This is a genomic window from Rubrivivax gelatinosus IL144 (genome assembly GCF_000284255.1).
Taxonomy (GTDB): Bacteria; Pseudomonadota; Gammaproteobacteria; order Burkholderiales; family Burkholderiaceae_C; genus Rubrivivax; species Rubrivivax gelatinosus_A.
In genome coordinates this window covers 36,156-52,324 of sequence record NC_017075.1, presented here as the reverse complement: position 1 = coordinate 52,324, position 16,169 = coordinate 36,156, and the positions used below count along the sequence as shown (strand labels likewise).

17 protein-coding genes are annotated in these 16,169 nt (G+C 71.5%); 6 read left to right on the top strand and 11 right to left on the bottom strand.

Annotated features, from left to right (window positions below):
• Positions 1-26: 26 nt before the first annotated feature.
• The gene (locus RGE_RS00225; RefSeq protein WP_014426284.1) at positions 27-1,580 is read right to left on the bottom strand and encodes a thioredoxin family protein; all 1,554 of its coding nucleotides are present in this window, start codon (positions 1,578-1,580) and stop codon (positions 27-29) included.
• Positions 1,581-1,740: 160 nt separating this feature from the next.
• On the opposite strand from RGE_RS00225, the gene prsT reads away from it, so the two are divergent.
• Positions 1,741-4,545: an XrtA/PEP-CTERM system TPR-repeat protein PrsT gene (gene prsT, locus RGE_RS00220; protein WP_232504970.1), complete on the top strand. Its 2,805-nt coding sequence runs from the start codon at positions 1,741-1,743 to the stop codon at positions 4,543-4,545.
• A gap of 172 nt (positions 4,546-4,717) precedes the next feature.
• On the top strand, positions 4,718-5,491 hold the full coding sequence (gene xdp1 / locus RGE_RS00215) for an exosortase-dependent surface protein XDP1 (protein ID WP_014426282.1): 774 nt from the start codon (positions 4,718-4,720) through the stop codon (positions 5,489-5,491).
• Between the two features lie 56 nt (positions 5,492-5,547).
• Here the strand turns inward: xdp1 and RGE_RS00210 are convergent, their stop codons facing one another.
• The 4 genes from RGE_RS00210 to egtB form a co-directional block, all read right to left on the bottom strand.
• Complete coding sequence (locus tag RGE_RS00210; RefSeq protein ID WP_014426281.1) at positions 5,548-6,264, bottom strand: hypothetical protein; 717 nt, start codon at positions 6,262-6,264, stop codon at positions 5,548-5,550.
• A 7-nt stretch (positions 6,265-6,271) separates the two neighbouring features.
• Positions 6,272-6,553 carry a DUF427 domain-containing protein gene (locus tag RGE_RS00205; RefSeq protein ID WP_009856013.1) on the bottom strand — a complete coding sequence of 94 codons (282 nt, stop codon included), beginning with the start codon at positions 6,551-6,553 and terminating at the stop codon, positions 6,272-6,274.
• Positions 6,550-7,479 carry an L-histidine N(alpha)-methyltransferase gene (gene egtD, locus RGE_RS00200; RefSeq protein WP_014426280.1) on the bottom strand — a complete coding sequence of 310 codons (930 nt, stop codon included), beginning with the start codon at positions 7,477-7,479 and terminating at the stop codon, positions 6,550-6,552. The genes RGE_RS00205 and egtD overlap by 4 nt, the downstream gene beginning before the upstream one ends.
• Positions 7,480-7,546: 67 nt before the next feature.
• Complete coding sequence (gene egtB, locus RGE_RS00195) at positions 7,547-8,728, bottom strand: ergothioneine biosynthesis protein EgtB (RefSeq protein WP_014426279.1); 1,182 nt, start codon at positions 8,726-8,728, stop codon at positions 7,547-7,549.
• Positions 8,729-8,894: 166 nt separating this feature from the next.
• Between egtB and RGE_RS00190 the strand changes: the two genes are divergently transcribed.
• Positions 8,895-9,749 (top strand): pirin family protein, encoded by an 855-nt coding sequence (locus tag RGE_RS00190; protein ID WP_014426278.1) that lies wholly within the window; start codon positions 8,895-8,897, stop codon positions 9,747-9,749.
• Positions 9,750-9,780: 31 nt separating this feature from the next.
• On the opposite strand, the gene RGE_RS00185 is transcribed toward RGE_RS00190, so the two are convergent.
• The 6 genes from RGE_RS00185 to RGE_RS00165 form a co-directional block, all read right to left on the bottom strand.
• Positions 9,781-10,251, bottom strand: a complete 471-nt coding sequence (locus tag RGE_RS00185) for a CreA family protein (RefSeq protein WP_014426277.1) — start codon at positions 10,249-10,251, stop codon at positions 9,781-9,783.
• The gene (locus tag RGE_RS00180; protein ID WP_014426276.1) at positions 10,251-11,540 is read right to left on the bottom strand and encodes a DUF4397 domain-containing protein; all 1,290 of its coding nucleotides are present in this window, start codon (positions 11,538-11,540) and stop codon (positions 10,251-10,253) included. The genes RGE_RS00185 and RGE_RS00180 overlap by 1 nt, the downstream gene beginning before the upstream one ends.
• 109 nt (positions 11,541-11,649) lie before the next feature.
• Positions 11,650-12,537 (bottom strand): amino acid ABC transporter substrate-binding protein, encoded by an 888-nt coding sequence (locus RGE_RS00175; protein ID WP_014426275.1) that lies wholly within the window; start codon positions 12,535-12,537, stop codon positions 11,650-11,652.
• A 132-nt stretch (positions 12,538-12,669) separates the two neighbouring features.
• Positions 12,670-12,819, bottom strand: a complete 150-nt coding sequence (locus RGE_RS24365) for a hypothetical protein (RefSeq protein WP_014426274.1) — start codon at positions 12,817-12,819, stop codon at positions 12,670-12,672.
• A gap of 125 nt (positions 12,820-12,944) precedes the next feature.
• On the bottom strand, positions 12,945-13,178 hold the full coding sequence (locus tag RGE_RS00170; RefSeq protein ID WP_148280089.1) for a hypothetical protein: 234 nt from the start codon (positions 13,176-13,178) through the stop codon (positions 12,945-12,947).
• A gap of 154 nt (positions 13,179-13,332) precedes the next feature.
• Positions 13,333-13,911 (bottom strand): NnrU family protein, encoded by a 579-nt coding sequence (locus RGE_RS00165; RefSeq protein WP_014426272.1) that lies wholly within the window; start codon positions 13,909-13,911, stop codon positions 13,333-13,335.
• Between the two features lie 62 nt (positions 13,912-13,973).
• Here RGE_RS00165 and RGE_RS00160 point away from each other — a divergent pair, with 62 nt between their 5' ends.
• Genes RGE_RS00160 through RGE_RS00150 form a run of 3 tightly spaced genes read left to right on the top strand, consistent with a single transcriptional unit; the run spans position 13,974 to position 16,166 of the window.
• Positions 13,974-14,447 carry a MaoC family dehydratase gene (locus tag RGE_RS00160; RefSeq protein WP_014426271.1) on the top strand — a complete coding sequence of 158 codons (474 nt, stop codon included), beginning with the start codon at positions 13,974-13,976 and terminating at the stop codon, positions 14,445-14,447.
• A 43-nt stretch (positions 14,448-14,490) separates the two neighbouring features.
• The gene (locus tag RGE_RS00155) at positions 14,491-15,609 is read left to right on the top strand and encodes a polyamine ABC transporter substrate-binding protein (protein WP_014426270.1); all 1,119 of its coding nucleotides are present in this window, start codon (positions 14,491-14,493) and stop codon (positions 15,607-15,609) included.
• The gene (locus RGE_RS00150) at positions 15,606-16,166 is read left to right on the top strand and encodes a DUF924 family protein (RefSeq protein ID WP_043784420.1); all 561 of its coding nucleotides are present in this window, start codon (positions 15,606-15,608) and stop codon (positions 16,164-16,166) included. The genes RGE_RS00155 and RGE_RS00150 overlap by 4 nt, the downstream gene beginning before the upstream one ends.
• The last annotated feature ends 3 nt before the right edge of the window (positions 16,167-16,169 follow it).

Genomic DNA, 16,169 nt, shown 5'->3' with positions numbered 1-16,169 from the left:
GGGCGCGAGGTTAACAAAGCCCCGCGTCAGCCGGTGGTCCGGGGCTTGAGCAGCGCCCGGCAGGTGTCGCGTGCGCCGTCGGCGGCCGGCGCCTTGCGGCAGACGCCGTCCAGCCGGGCCTGCAGGCGCTTCATCGCCGCGGCGTGGCGGCCGCCGTCGTTCCACGCGACGAGCTTGGAGCCGACACGCTGCAGCGAACGCACGCTGCGGCCCTGGAAGGCGCCGGCATCGCGGCCGGCTTCGTCGATCAGCGTCGCCGCGGTGCTCTCGATGCGCGCGCCGTCGTTGGGCGCCAGGTCGACCAGCGCGGCGAGGTAACCGCCGCCCCACTGCAGCCGCGTCGCCGGGCCTTCGCTCTTCTCGAAGGCCTGGCGGTACCAGCCCAGCGCCTCGTCGTTGCGGCCGAGCTTGCGCGCGTTGCCGCCGAGCTGGCTCATCAGGTAGTAGGGCGAATGGCTCTTCGCCAGGTTGGCCTTGAGCAGCGCGTCGCTCTCGTCCCAGAGCCCGGCGCGCGCCAGCACGTAGGCGCCGCCGGTGATCACCGCCTGGCGCTCGTAGCCGTCGCTGATCTCGCGGTCGTCGCGTGCGACCTGCTCGCGCACCGCCTGGCGCAGCGCCGCCGGCAGCTCGACCTTGACGGCCTGCTCGGGCGAACCCAGGCGCGCCAGCTCGACCCGCGAGCCGAGCGCGCCGAGCCGGTCGGCGCGCGACAGCGTCGCATCGGCGGCCAGGCGCTGCAGCGCGCCGTCGAACACCGGCACCAGCGGCGACTTGTCCGGCGCGCCCTCGGCCAGCGCGCGCACCAGGTCGGCGGCGCTGCCGGCGAAGACGTCGGCATGGCGACGTGCCAGCGCCGGGTCGGCGGCGACGCGGCGCACACGCTCGCGCAGCGCGGCGTCGGCCTTGACGCGGCCCTGGCCTTCGTCGGCGACCAGCGCCTTCAGCCACAGCCGGGTGGCGGTCTCGTCGTCGGCCGCTGGCGCCGCGGCGGCCAGCTTGGCCAGCAGCGCGGCACGTTCGGCCGGCGCGACGACGCGGCCGTCGTCGACGTCCCAGGCGTAGAAGGCCAGCGCGCGCCATTCGTTGGCCGACAGCGGCCGCCCGGCGGTGGCGTCGGCGACCAGCGCCTTCACCGGCCGGCCGGCGGCCAGCGCCTGCTGCAGCAGCGCCAGCACCTGCTCGGGCTCGGCCTCGCCGGGCAGGCGCGTGATCTCGCGCGCGTCGGGCGAGAACAGCACCATCGTCGGATAGGCGCTGACGCCGAAACGCTGGCCCAGCTTCTGCGCCCCGGGCCGGTCGCCGTCGACGTGCACGGCGACGAACTCGCGCGCCTGCAGCGCGAAGTCCTGGCGGTTGAACAGCGTCGCCTTCAGCTGGTTGCACGGCGGGCACCAGGTCGCGCCCCAGTACAGCAGCACCGGCTTGTTCTCGGCGCGGGCGCGGGCGAAGGCGCGGTCGACGTCGGCGTCGGCGGCGGCCGCCACCCAGGCGACGTTCTTCGACGGCAAGCCGGGCGCCGCGGCGGCGGTTCCCCAGGCGAGGCAGACGGCAAGACAGCAGGCGGCGAGGCGGAGCTTCATGGCGGCAAGGGCGACAAGCGGAACGCCGATTGTGGGCCGGCCGCGGCGCCTCCCCGGAACGCGGGGGAAAACCGCGTCCGGCAGGCCGCGCCGATGAACGAAGTCACGCTGCCCCACGCGCGGGGTGCCGGCGATGGCCGGGGTCTTCTACGATCCGGTGGTGAACATTCGTAACGCCTCCTTCCCGATGCGCCGGCTCGCGCTCGCCGCCACGCTGGCCGCCGCACTCGCCGCCCAGGCCGCCGACGTCAAGACCTCGCGCTACTACGAAGACGCGCTCTCGCGCTACGAGAAGCAGGACTACGCCGGCGCCGTCGTGCAGCTGAAGAACGCGCTGAAGCTCGACAAGAGCCAGCTGTCGGTGCACGTGCTGCTCGGCAAGGCGCTGCTGGCCAGCGGCGACGCGGTCGGCGCGCAGGTCGCCTTCGAGGAAGCGCTGCGGCTGGGCGTGAACCGGGCCGAGGTCGTGCTGCCGCTGGCGGCCGCACTGGTCGACCAGGGCAAGCCCGGCGCGCTGCTCGAAGACGCACGCTTCTCGCCCGCCGGCCTGCCGACCGAGTTGCGCGCGGCGCTGACGGTGGCCCGTGCCAACGCCGCCGCCGACACCGGCGATGCGCGCAGCGCGCTGCAGATGCTCGACGAGGCGCGTTCGCTGGCGCCGCGCGACGCCGCACCCTGGATGGCCGAGGTCTCGGTCCGCCTGCGCATGGCCCAGCCGGCCGAGGCCCAGGCGGCCGCCGACAAGGCGCTGGCGCTGGCCCCGGGATCGGCCCAGGCGCAGTACCTGCGCGGCAGCGTCGCCCATGCCCGCGGCCAGGGCCCGGCGGCGCTCGAAGCCTACGGGCGTGCGCTGGCTATCGATGCCGGCCACGTCGACTCTCTGGTCTCGCGTGCCGGGCTGCTGCTGGACCTGAAGCGCGACGCCGACGCCCAGCGCGACGTCACCAAGCTGCGCCAGGTCGCGCCCGACGACCCGCGCGGCGCCTACCTGCAGGCGCTGCTGGCCGAGAAGGCCGGCCGCCCGGCCGAGACCCGCGCCGCGCTGCGCGACGTCGTCGGCCTGCTCGACCCGGTGCCGATGGAATACCTGCGCTACCGGCCGCAGCTGCTGATGCTCGGCGGCCTGGCGCACTACGGGCTCAACGAACGCGAGAAGGCCCTGCCCTATCTCGAGGCGGTGCAGCGCTCGCAGCCCGGCAGCGGCGCGGCCAAGCTCGTCGCGCAGATCCAGATCTCGCAGAACAGCCTGGACAAGGCGATCGAGTCGCTCGACGGCTACCTGCGCCGCAATCCGAAGGACACCCAGGCCTCGCTGCTGCTGGCCGCCGCGCAGATGGCCCAGGGCCGCCATGCGCGCGCCGCGGCGATCGCCGAGCAGGCGCTGCGCACGCAGGAATCGGCGCCGATGCGCGGCGTGCTGGGCCTCAGCCTGGCCGTCGGCGGCCGCATCCCCGACGCCATCGAGGCGCTGGAAGCCTCGTTCAAGGCCGACCCCAAGCAGCTCGCCGCCGGCACCGCGCTGGCCCAGATCCGGCTGCAGGCCGGCGACAACAAACGCGCGATCCAGGTCCTGCAGACGCTGCTGCAGTCGCATCCGAAGCAGGCGGGGCTGCTGAACCTGCTCGGCAGCGCCAAGGCGCGCAGCGGCGACACCGCCGGCGCGCGCCAGGCTTTCGAGCAGGCGCTGGCCCTCGACCCGGGATTCGTCTCACCGCAGGTGCAGCTCGCCCGCCTGGACGCCGACGCCGGCAAGCTCGACGCCGCGCAGCAGCGCCTGCAGCAGGCGCTGGCCAAGGACGACAAGGCGCTGGAGCCGACGCTGGAGGTCGCCCACCTGGCCGAACGCCGCGGCCGGATCGACGAGGCGCGGCGCTGGTACGAGAAAGCCGACGACCTCGCCGGGCCGAACGTCATCGACCCGGCGCTGGAACTCGTCGACTTCCTGCTGCGCCAGGACCAGCCCGAAGCCGCACGCGAGGCCGGCAAGCGCCTGTCCAACCGCGCGCCCGAGGCGGTGCCGGTGCTGATCGCGCTGGCGCGCATCTCGCTGGCCAACGACGACGTCGCCGGCGCGCGCACCGGGCTGAACCGCGCCTCGGCGCTGGCCGACCACGACGTCGGCGCGCTGGCACGCATCGCATTGCTGCAGCTGAAGGCCAACCATCCGCAAGGCGCGCAGCACACGCTGAACAAGGCGCTGGGCGAACGGCCGAACTCGCTGCCGCTGCAGGCCTTGATGGTCGACGCCGAGATCCGCCTCGGCGAGCTGGCCTCGGCCGACAAGCGCGCGCGCACCATCGCCACGCAGAACCCCAAGCTCGCGGTCGGCCCGTCGCTGGTGGGCGACGTGGCCGCGGCGCGCGGGCAGACCGCGGCGGCCATCGAGGCCTACCGCAACGCGCACCGCCTGCAGCCCGGCACCGACACGCTGCTGCGCCTGGTGCGCGCGACGGCGGCACAGGACCCGGCAGCGGCGCAGAAGCTCACCGAACAGTGGGTGGCCTCGCACCCGCGCGACACCGTCGTGCGCCGCGTGCTGGCCGACGGTTATGCCCGCCAGGGCCAGTGGGCCGCGGCGCGCGACGCCTACCAGGCGCTGCTGAAGCTGACGCCCGCCGACGCCGAAGTCTGGAACAACCTCGCCCAGGTGCAGCTGCGCCAGAAGGACGCCGGCGCGCTGGAATCGGCCGAGCGCGCGCTGGCGCTCAAGCCCGGCGTGCCGCACATCGTCGGCACCGCCGGCTGGGCGGCCTTCCAGGCTGGCCAGACCGACAAGGCCTTGCAGCGCCTGCGCGATGCGCGGCTGCGCGACCCGGGCAACGCGTCGACGCGCTACTACCTCGCCACGGTGCTGGCGCGCGCCGGTCGCAACGCCGAGGCCCGCGACGAGCTGCAGGCCGCGCTGCGCAGCCAGAACTTCGCCGAGGCCAAGGAGGCCCAGGCACTGCTGCAGACCCTCAAGTGAGGGGCCACCCAGGTGTCGCAAGTTCTTACATTCCCCCGCCAGTTCTGCGAGGATGCGGCGCAAGTGCTTGATCCAGCTGAAAATTCCGGGCTGGCGCGACCTTTGCATAGGATGCGAGGCGCGGCACAGGGGCGCTGCCGGTGAACTCGAAGGGCATTCGATGAAAACGAACATGAAACGCGTGACGGCCTCGGCCTTGATGGTGACCGGCCTCGGTTTCGCCGGTGCGGCCTCGGCGCAGAGCACGTGGAGCCTGCTCGACTCCTGCACTCCGAACAGCGGCACCACGCAGCTCGCCACCTGCACCTCCGGCGGCAAGTCGGTCACCGTCACCGCCTACGCGGCCGGCAGCGGCGAGAACTTCGCCAAGGCCTCGATGACCGAGTGGGGCACCAACGGCATCGGTGTCGCCTATACCAACGAGACCACCCAGAGCCCGCAGCACGCCATCGACAACAATGGCAAGACCGAGCTCGTGATGCTGAACTTCACGACGGCGACGATGCTCAGCGCGCTGTCGATCGGCTGGTATCAGACCGACGCCGACATCTCGGTGCTGCGCTGGGTCGGCACCGGCGCGCCGACGATGGCGAACTACAACACCAGCAATCTGGTGTCCTCGTCGACCACCCAGGGCTGGCAGCTGGTTTCCAGCGCCGACGTCGACCCGAGCTACTCGTGGAGCTTCAACGGCGGCGGCTATTCGAGCTGGTGGCTGATCAGCAGCTACTTCGGCGGTGTCTCCGGCAGCGGCGACGACAACGCGTACGGCGGCAGCAAGCTTGCCGCCGGCAACGACTACTTCAAGCTGCTGTCCTTCACCGGCACCACCCAGTCCGGCGGCGGTGGTGGCGGCAGCGTCCCCGAACCCGGCACGCTGGCGCTCGCCGGCCTGGCGCTCGCCGGCATCGTCGGCGCCAAGCGCCGCCGTGCCCAGACCGTCTGACACACAGCGACGACCTCTTCGTCCGTCGGGCCGGCATCAGCCGGCCCTTTTTTTTGTCAGCCCGCGGGGTCGGCGTCGGCCAGGCCAGCCTGGCCATCGTCTTCGTCGGGCGGCTCGGCGTTGGCGCGCGCCAGCGCCATCCAGACCGAAAACGGCACGCGCGCCGCACGGCGCGGTGCGGCGCGTGCCACCTCCAGCCGGCCGTCGGCGCAGGCCAGCATCACGCCATAAGGCTCGGGCACCTCGTCGGGCGTGGCGATGCCTTCGCTGAAGACGTACCAGCACTGGCTGGCCAGCGCGCGGTAGGCGGCGCCCTTGTCGGGGCGGCGCAGGTCGGCCAGCAGGTCGGCGCGCCGCACCTTGATCTCGTGCACCACCGGCTCGGCGTAGTCCTCGACCGTCGTGTGGCGGATCGAGAAGACGTCGGGCATAGCCGTCGCCCAGCGCGTGCCGCCGTCGTCGCCGGCCAGCGGCGCACGCAGCGCCAGGCCGCGCCAGACGATGCGCCCGGCGCGCTGCATCTCGCGCGCGACCCGCGCGACCAGGGCTTCGTGGGCGTCGAAGGCGGCGCGGTTGCGCGTCAGCGTCGCCGCCAGCAGCGTGATGCCGGCGTCGCTGACGACCAGGGTCTCGCGGCCGGCGTCATCCCAGCGCCGCTGCAGCAGCCCGGCGGCCAGCAGGTCGATCTCGATGGCGTCGCGGCAGGGCCAGCCGGCCGAGCGCCAGATCTCGCGCAGGCGGCGCCGGTGCACGGCGCCCAGCGCCGGGCTCACTCGGCGCTCACTCGACGACCTGGACGCCCTTCCAGAACGCGATGCGGCCCTGGATGTTGGCCGCGGCTTCCTTCGGCGCCGGGTAGTACCAGGCGGCGTCGGGGTTGGCGTCGCCGTCGACGAACAGCGTGTGATAACGCGCCTCGCCCTTCCACGAGCACATCGTGCGCGTGTTGCTCGGCAGCAGGTACTGCGGCTTCACCGCCTCGGCGGGGAAGTAGTGGTTGCCTTCGACGATGACCGTGTCGTCGCTCTCGGCGACGACGGTGCCTTTCCAGATCGCTTTCATCCCGATGTCCTCTCGCTGACGCCGCCGGCCGGCTCCAGCCAGTGCAGCGAGAAACGCCTCGCCGCGTCGGTCCAGACCGGGCCCGGCTCGAAGCCGGCGCGCCGCGCGAGGGCCCGGAAGCCGTCGACGCTGTACTTGTACGAGTTCTCGGTGTGCAGGCTGTCGCCCTCGTCGAACTCGAAGACTTCGCCGGCGACACACACCGCCTGGCGGCGGCGGCTGACCAGATGCATCTCGATGCGGCGCAAAGGCGGATGGTAGAACGCCGCGTGCGCCCAGGCGGAAAGATCGAAGTCCGCACCCAGTTCTCGGTTGGCACGCGCCAGCAGGTTGCGATTGAAGGCCGCGGTCACGCCCCGGGCGTCGTTGTAGGCGGCGTGCAGCAGCGCCGGCTCCTTGATCAGGTCGACGCCGATCAAGAGCGCGCCGCCGTCCAGCCAGCGGCGGAACCGCGCCAGCAGCGCGCAGGCCTCGTCGGGCTCGAAGTTGCCGATCGAACTGCCCGGGAAGAAGCCGATGCGCCGGCCGACGGGCGGCGGCAGCGCGAGCGACGCGGTGAAGTCCGCCGCCAGCGGCTCGACGGCCAGCCCGGGAAAGTCGGCGCGCAGCGCCGCGGCCGCTTCGGCCAGGTGCTCGCCGGAGATGTCGACCGGCACGAAGCGCCGCGGCGCCTCGAGCGCCTGCAGCAGCAGCCGCACCTTGACGCTGGCCCCGGCACCGAACTCGACGATCTCGGCGCCCGGCCCGATGCGCGCCGCGAACTCGTCGGCGTGGCGGTCGAGCAGCGCGAGCTCGGTGCGTGTCGGGTAGTACTCGGGCAGTTCGCAGATGCGCTCGAACAGGCGCGAGCCCTCGGCGTCGTAGAACCACTTGGGCGCGATGCGGCGTTCGCGCAGCCCGGCGACGAAGTCTTCGTGGAAGTTCACTGGAGCACCCTCCGGCCTGCGGCCGATCCCGCCAGGCGGGAATGAGCCCCGGACAAGTCCTGAGGTCTCATGCGTCGCGCGCCAGCCGCAGCCCGCTGAACTGCCAGCGCGCCCCGGGCGGAAAGAAGTTGCGGTAACTGGCCCGCGCATGGCCGGGCGGCGTCGCGAACGAGCTGCCGCGCAGCACGATCTGGCCGACCATGAACTTGCCGTTGTACTCGCCGACCGCGCCGGCCCAGGGCCGGTAGCGCGGATACGGCTCGTAGGACGAACGTGTCCATTGCCACAGCGCGCCGAAACACTGCGAAGGCGGCGAGGCCGAGCTCGCCGCGTGCTCCCACTCGGCTTCGGTCGGGAGCCGGGCGCCGGCCCATTCGGCATAGGCCGCGGCTTCGTAGAACGACAGATGGCGCACCGGCGCCTGCGGCGCGCGCGGGCGCGGGCCGTGCGGCGTGAACTCGCTGCCGTCGTCGCGCCAGTACAGCGGACCGGTCCAGCCCTGCGATTGCACCGCCGCCCAGCCGTCGGACAGCCACAGCGCCGCACGCCGGTAGCCGCCGTCGTCGACGAAACGCTGGTACTCGGCGTTCGTCACCAGCCGCCGCGCGATCTCGTACGCCTCCAGGCGAACGCGGTGGCGCGGCGTCTCGTTGTCGAAGGCGAAGCCGGCGCCGGCGTGGCCGATCTCGGCTTCGCCGCCGTCGAAGCCCAGCCAGCCGTCGACGCCGGCCGGCCACGGTGACGGCTCGCCGGGACAGGCCGCCGGCGCCAGCGGGTTCAGCGCCAGCGCGGCGAGGATGTCGGTCTGCATCAGCTCCTGGTGCTGCTGCTCGTGATGCAGGCCCAGTTCGATCAACGGGAAGGCCGCGGCGCGCGTGTCGGCGTCGGCCTCGGCGATGAAGGCGGCCACGCCGGCGTCGACGACCCGCCGCCAGGCCAGCACCTCGTCGAGCGAGGGCCGCGACAGCATCCCGCGCTGCGGCCGCGGGTGGCGCGGGCCCAGGCTCTCGTAATAGGAGTTGAACAGCCGCGCCCAGCGTTCGTCGTAGGGGCGGAAGCCCGGCGCGTGCGGCGCCAGCACCACGGCTTCGAAGAACCAGGCGGTGTGCGCCAGATGCCACTTCGTCGGGCTGGCGTCGGGCATGGCCTGCAGCTGCTGGTCTTCGGGCGACAGCGGCGCGGCCAGCGCCTCGCTGTGGGCGCGCACCGCGCGGAAACGGGCGGCAAGCTCGGAAATCGCGTCGGGCATTCGGCGCTCTCCTGCGACCGGTGGGGTCCGGCGCATTCTGGTCGTGGGTGGCTCGGGTGTTCACCCGGGCAAGCCCCGTTCCGTGTGAGTGCCGGTAACCCGGCGCGAACGCTGCATACAGAGCCACTGAACCCCGGAACGCCGTCTCCTTCCTACATTGGGCGACATGGACAGCACCCTCACCCTGCTTGACCCGCGCAGCATCGAACGCCTCGTCGCCGGCCAGCCGACGCAGGACGGCGCCGGCGTCAAGCTCGTGCGCCTGCTGACGCACGAGCTGCAACGCCGGCTCGACCCCTTCCTGATGCTCGACCGCTTCGCGACCGACCGCGCCGAGGACTACATCGCCGGTTTCCCCGACCACCCGCACCGCGGTTTCGAGACCGTCACGGTGATGGTCGAAGGCCGCATGCGCCACCGCGACAGCGCCGGCCACGAAGGCCGTGTCGGCCCCGGCGGCGTGCAGTGGATGACCGCCGGCCGCGGCCTGGTGCACAGCGAGATGCCCGAGCAGCAGGACGGCCGCATGGACGGCTTCCAGCTCTGGCTGAACCTGCCGGCGCGCGAGAAGATGCGCGAGCCCTGGTACCGCGACATCGAGGCCGAACAGGTGCCCGAATGGCGGGCCGAAGGCGTGCGCGCACGCGTCGTCGCCGGCCGCACGCACGGCGTCGCCGGCGCCGTCGAACGCGAGACGACCGAGCCGCTGATCGTCGACCTGGAACTCGCGCCCGGCGCACGTTTCGAGCAGCCGCTGCCGGTGGCGCACAACGCCTTCGTCGTCGTCGTGCACGGCAGCGTCGAACTCGGCGGCCGCAAGCTGGAGCCGGGGCCGATGGCGATCCTCGCCAACCGCGGCGACGGCGTCGTCGTCACCGGGGGCACGGCGGGCGCGCGGCTGCTGCTCGTCGCCGGCCGGCCGCTGGGCGAGCCGATCGCGCAGTACGGGCCGTTCGTGATGAACAGCAACCGCGAGATCTTCGAGGCCGTCGAAGACTTCCGCGCCGGCCGCCTGGCCTGAGCGCAGACGCGCGGCGCGACGCCGCGCCCGCTCAGCGCTTGAGCGGGATCGGCGTCGTGCGGTCGACCGGCACCGCGGTCACCGCGTTCTGCGGCGAGCCTTCGATGACGCGGTCGGAATAGGTCAGGTAGACCAGCGTGTTGCGCCCGGCGTCGACCATGCGCACCACGTGCAGCCGCTTGAAGACCAGCGAGATGCGTTCGCTGAACATGTCTTCCTGCTGCGGCAGCGGCTTCGGAAACGAGATCGGCCCGGTCTGGCGGCAGGCGATCGAGGCGTCCGACTTGTCCTCGGCCAGCCCCAGCCCGCCCTTGATGCCGCCGGTCTTGGCGCGCGAGACGTAGCAGGTCACGCCCTTGACGCCGGGGTCGTCGTAGGCGTCGACGACGATCTTGTGGTCCGGGCCGATCAGCTTGAAGACCGTGTCGACCTCGCCCACCGGCTCGGCGGCGGCCGCCGCCGCGGCGAGCACGGCCGCCGCGCCCAGCAGCACGCGTTTCATCAGTGGTCCTCCACCAGATCGCCGGCCGCCGCGCCGCTGGCGCCGCCGACGAGCACCGTGTAGACCTTGCCGGCCTCGATGATCTGATCGGTCAGCGTCAGCACAGAACCGCTGAGCGCCGGCGAGGTGACGGTCAGCGTGCCGCTGGTCGTCGCCGAGACCTCGGCGTAGGACGAGGCCGCGCCCACCGCGACGCCCGAGACGAGCTGCGACGAGCCGAGCTTCAGCGACAGCGTCGAGCCGAGGTCGCTGACCGCGTTGATCAGCCGGATCTTGGCCTTGCTGCTGCTGGTCGACAGCGTGTTGTCGTCCACCACCCAGACCGCCACCGGCGCGGCCGCGCTGCCGTAGACGACCAGCGTGTAGTCGACCCCGGCGCTCAGCGCCTGCGCCGGCACGGTGCTGCTGACGTCGGTGGTGCCGATGGCCGCGGTGACGGTCGGCGTGCCGACGTCGACGAGCGCGTAGTCGCTGACCACCGGCGAGCCGGACGACAGCAGTTCGGTGCCGTCGACCGTGGCGCTGACCGTCGCGTTGGCCGCGGCGGCGCCGGCGATGCGCACGCGCGCATCGGTGACGTCGACACGCGTCAACACGCTCTTCTCCTCGCGCAGCAGCATGCCGTTGACGAGCACGCCGCTGGAGGCCGCGGCCAGCGTCAGCGTGTAGACGGTGCCGCCGCCGAAGACCACGCCCGAGACGTCCAGCCGCACGTCGGTCTTGCTGCCGGCGGCGGTGACACGCACGCGCCAGGTGCCGGAGTCGATGGTGTTGAAGTCGTTGAGCGTGCCGACCGCCGCGCTGGCCTGCATCGCCACCGAATCGGCCAGCGTGTCGTCCGCGGCGGTGATGTAGACGTCCAGCTCGCCGGCGTCGGTGGCGCCGTTGAAGACCCGCACCTTGGTCTTGTCGTCCTTCGGGTCCGAGGTGTTCTCGTCGATCAGCTGCCAGCCGAGCTTGCCCACCGGGCCCCAGGCGAGGAGGGTGTAGTACTTGTCGTCCGACAGGTCCGGCGTGAAGGTCGAGATCAGCGCGGTGGCCGAGCTGCTGCGCGAGATCGTCGAATCGCAGTCGCTCGGGTCGACGTCCTTGTACTTGGTCTCGGCACCGTAGGCGATGGCCTTGAACAGGTCGTCGCCGTCGACTTCGAGCGTCAGCGCGTCGTAGGAACTGGCGTTGATGAACCGGACATGGGCCTTGGTCGTATCGGTCCCGCCGCCGCAACCGGCGAGCACCACCGGCGAGGACAGCGCCAGCGACAGCCAGCGCCGGCGGTTGATCTGCTGCATCGAGTTCTCCTGAGCGCCGGCGCCGCGGCCGGCCAGGGCGACATCATCGCCCAGCCGCGTTGCCGCGATGCGAACGGCGGTGACGCCGTGGTACTCGCGCCTCAGTCGTTCAGGTGGCAGGCTTGTCCGACAGCGCCTTCAGGTTGTCCTGCAGCTCCTTGCCCATCGGTGCGTTGAGCACGATGCCCTTGGGCGGGATCGGCGACAGGAACCACTTGCGGTAGAGCTTCTCGAACTCGCCGCTCTTCATCAGCCCGGCGAGCACGCCGTCGACCAGCTGCTTGAACGCCGGGTCGTCCTTGCGGACCATGATCGCGTAGGGCTCGACCTGGATCGCTTCGCCGACCACCGCCAGCTCCGACGGGTTGGCCGAGCTCGCGCGCAGGCCGTAGAGCAGGATGTCGTCCATGCCGAAGGCCGCGGCGCGGCCGCTTTGCACCAGCAGCGCGGCTTCGGCGTGGTCCTTGGCGCCGATCAGCTCGATCGGCAGCTTGTTCTCGCTGATCAGCGTGCGCAGGATGCGGAAGTTGGTCGTGCCGGTCGTCGACACCAGCACCTTGCCGTGCAGGTCGGCCAGCGACTTGATGCCCGAGTCGGAGCGCACCAGGAAGCGTGTGCCGGTATAGAAGTAGTTGATCGCGAACGCCACCTGCTTGGCGCGGTCGCTGTTGTTCGTCGTCGAGCCGCACTCGATGTCGATCGTGCCGTTGACCAGCAGCGGAATGCGGTTGGCGCTGGTCACCGACTGCAGGTTGACCTTCAGGTCGGAGCGGCCGGTGACCTTCTTCACCTCGTCGACGACGCGGCCGCAGATCTCGTAGCCGAAGCCGACCGGCTGGGCCTTGTCGTCGAGGTAGGAGAACGGGATCGAGGACTCGCGGTAGGCGACGCCGATCACGCCGCTGGCCTTGACCTTGTCGAGCGTGGACTGGGCGGAAGCGGCCGACGCGGCGAAGGCCAGGGCGAGGACGGCGAGCGGGCGCACGATCTGGGGCATGGACGGGGCTCCTTGACGGGGTGGAGCCCAGGCTAAGCAAAGCGCCGGCCACTGTCGCTCCGCACGAACGCGGAGATCGCCCCGGAAAGACGAACGCCCGGCCGGGGCCGGGCGTCGAAGCGGGAGGGGCGATCAGGCGCGGGCGGCGGCCGCGGCGCTTTGCGCGATGTAGGCCGAGGCACCGTCACCGGCGGCCAGCGAGTCGATGCCCGAGAGCATCACGACGGTGAAGAAAGCCGCGCTGGCCAGCGCGATCAGGCGGGGGGCGAAGCGGGTGGTCATCGTGGGCTCCTTCGGGGTGACGTGCTGCGATGGAGTCCACTGTAGGCAGCGGCCCGGTGCGCCGCGAGCGGCTTGCGACGACCGGCGCCGCAGGCCGACGAAGCGCAGGCGGCGGCGACGAAACGTCAGCCGCCGCTGGCGCCCGGGCGTGCCGGCGCGGCGGCCGGCTCGGCGAAGTCGGCCGGGAAGAGCTCGTCGAGGCCGGCGTGTTCGGTCACCGCCAGGCCCTGCATCAGCTCCAGGCTGGACTCGTACCAACCGCAGGCCGGCGCCGCCGTGCCGCGCGCGCCGACCTCGCCCATCGAGACCGGCAGGTCCGCCGACCGGCCGCGGCGGCGGGGAAAAAAGACCGTGGACATCGTCGCCCCCTCAAGCGATTCGTACGCCCGCATCGTGACGCGACGGCGCGCCGGCCGCCATCACCCGGAAGTCCGGTTTCATCGCTTCGGGGCGTCCGGCCCCCCGAACGGGTGGTGAATTCCTCACAACCGCTCACCACCTCCGGAAGACGGCTCAGCCGAACGGCCGCACGCCAAACAGCCAGCCGTGCAGCCAGAACGCGAACACCGCCCAGCCGGCGACGCCGACGGCCACCGTCACCAGCGTCATCGACAGCCGGCCCGGCGCGTAGACCGTGCCGGCGCGCGCGTCGCGCTGGCGCGCGGCGCGGTAGTCCAGCACCGCCCACACCAGGAAGCTGCCGAACAGCACGAGGTCGGCCAGCGTGTGGTTGGCCAGCAGGTGGGCGAAGGCCCAGACCTTGACGCCGAGGATCATCGGGTGGTGCAGCCTGGCCTTGATCTGGTTGCCCGGCACGTAGGCGGCGAAGTTCAGCACGAAGGCCACCAGCACCAGCAGGGCCGCCAGGTGGCGCGTCCAGAGCATCGGCGTCCACAGCGCCACCGGGTCCAGCCGCGCGTCGCCGTAGCCGCGCACGATCAGCACCAGGCCCAGCAGCGACAGTACCGAGTACAGGCCCTTGAAGCCGTTCTCGCCCAGCCGGGCGCGCATGCGGGTGCGCCAGTCATCGCCGTAGATGCGCACCGAATGCGCGCCCAGGAACAGCACGAGGCCCAGGATCAGTTGCGTCATGGGAGACAGGGGTGAGTCGAAAGCGGCGGCATTGTCGCCGCGCGGCCGCTATCCTGCCCCGCATGGACAAGCGTTATCACTGGGAAGACTTCCCCGCCGGCACCGTGCGCGAGTTCGGCGCCACCACCGTCACGCGCGAAGCGATCGTCGAGTTCGCGCGCCAGTTCGACCCGCAGCCCTTCCACGTCGACGAGGAGGCCGCCAAGCACTCGCTGTTCAAGGGCTTGTGCGCCAGCGGCTGGCACACCGCGGCGATGACGATGCGCATGATGTGCGACGAGTACCTGCTCGACGCCGCCAGCCTCGGTTCTCCCGGGCTGGAGAACCTGCGCTGGACCAAGCCGGTCTACCCCGGCGACACGCTGAAGGTGCGCATGGAGGTCACCGAGGCGCGGCCGATGGGCAGCCGGCCGACCGTCGGCCTGGTGCGCTCGACCTGGACCGTGTTCAACCAGCGCGACGAAGCGGTGATGTCCATGGAAGGTTGGGCGATGTTCAAGAGACGCGAGCCGGCGGTCGGCCAAAATCCGGGTTGATCTGTTCCCGTCTGGCCCTCACCCGCCCCGAAGGAAAGCCCTCATGTCCCGCACTTCCCGTGTCCTGCGTTCGCTGCTCGCCGTCGGCGCCGCCACCGTGGCTTTCGCCGCGGGCGCGCAGAACACCGAGCCCAAGGTCCTGAACATCTACAACTGGGCCGAGTACATCGCCGAAGACACGCTCAAGAACTTCGAGAAGGAAACCGGCATCAAGGTCCGGTACGACATCTTCGACAGCAACGAGATCCTGCACGCCAAGCTCGTCGCCGGGAAGACCGGCTACGACATCGTCGTGCCCGGCGCGCACTTCGCGAAGGCGCAGATCGAAGGGGGCCTGTTCCAGAAGCTCGACAAGTCGCTGCTGCCGAACTGGAAGAACCTCGACCCGGCGGTGCTCGAGCAGATGGCGAAGGTCGACCCGGGCAACCAGTACCTCGTCGACTGGCTGTGGGGCTACGTGACCGTCGGCATCAACGTCAAGAAGGTCAAGGCCGCGCTGGGCTCGACGCCGATGCCGGCCAACGCCTGGGACCTGCTGTTCAAGCCCGAGTACGCCAGCAAGCTCAAGGGCTGCGGCGTCAGCATGCTGGACTCGGCGTCCGAGGTGATGCCGGTGGCGATGATCTACGCCGGCAAGCCGCCCTACAGCAAGAACGCCAAGGACTACGACGCCGCCCGTGACGTGCTAGCCAAGGCGCGCCCCTACATCACGCGCTTCTCGTCGTCGGGCTACATCGACGAGATGGCCAACGGCTCGCTGTGCCTGGTGATGGGCTACGCCGGCGACATGAACATCTCGCGCCAGCGTGCGATCGACAGCAAGACCGGCGTCGAGATCCAGGTGCTGGTCCCGCCGAGCGGCGCGACGATGTTCTTCGACTCGATGGCCATCCCGAAGGACGCCGAGCACCCGAAGAACGCGCACCTGTTCATCAACTACATCCTGCGCCCCGAGGTGCACGCGGCGCTGACGAACAAGGTCTTCTACGCCAACCCGAACGCGGCCTCGAAGAAGTTCGTCAAGAAGGAAGTGGCGAGCAACCCGACGGTCTTCCTGTCGCCCGAAGACATGAAGAAGCTGACCTCGCCGGACGCCGTGCCGCAGGACATCCGCCGCGTGCAGACGCGCATCTTCACGGCCTTCAAGGCGGGGGCGAAATAAGCACCCCGGCCGACACGCTCGGGTTCTGGTTCGGCCCGCCGCCGCAAGCGCTGCGGGCCGACTGGTTCCGCAAGAGCGAAGCCTTCGACCGCCTGGTCGCCGAGCGTTTCGGCGCCGAGGTCGAGGCGGCGATCGACGGCACGCTGCCGCCCGCCTGGGCGGCGGTGCCGCTGGCCGAGATCCTGCTGCTCGACCAGTTCACGCGCAACATCTTCCGCGGCCAGCCGCGGGCCTTCGCCGGCGACGCGCGCGCCTTGGCGCTGGCCCAGGGCCTGGTGGCCAGCGGCGCCGACCGGGCGCTGACGACGATCGAACGCTGGTTCGCCTACCTGCCCTTCGAACACGCCGAGAGCCTGGCGCTGCAGGACGAGTCGGTGCGGCTCTTCGGCGCGCTGGCGGCCGAAGACGGGCGCCTGGCCGACGCTCTCGACTATGCCGAGCGCCATCGTGACGTGATCCGGCGTTTCGGCCGCTTCCCGCACCGCAACGCGGTGCTCGGCCGCACGAGCACGGCCGCCGAACAGGAGTACCTGGCCCAGCCGGGCGCAGGTTTCTAGACG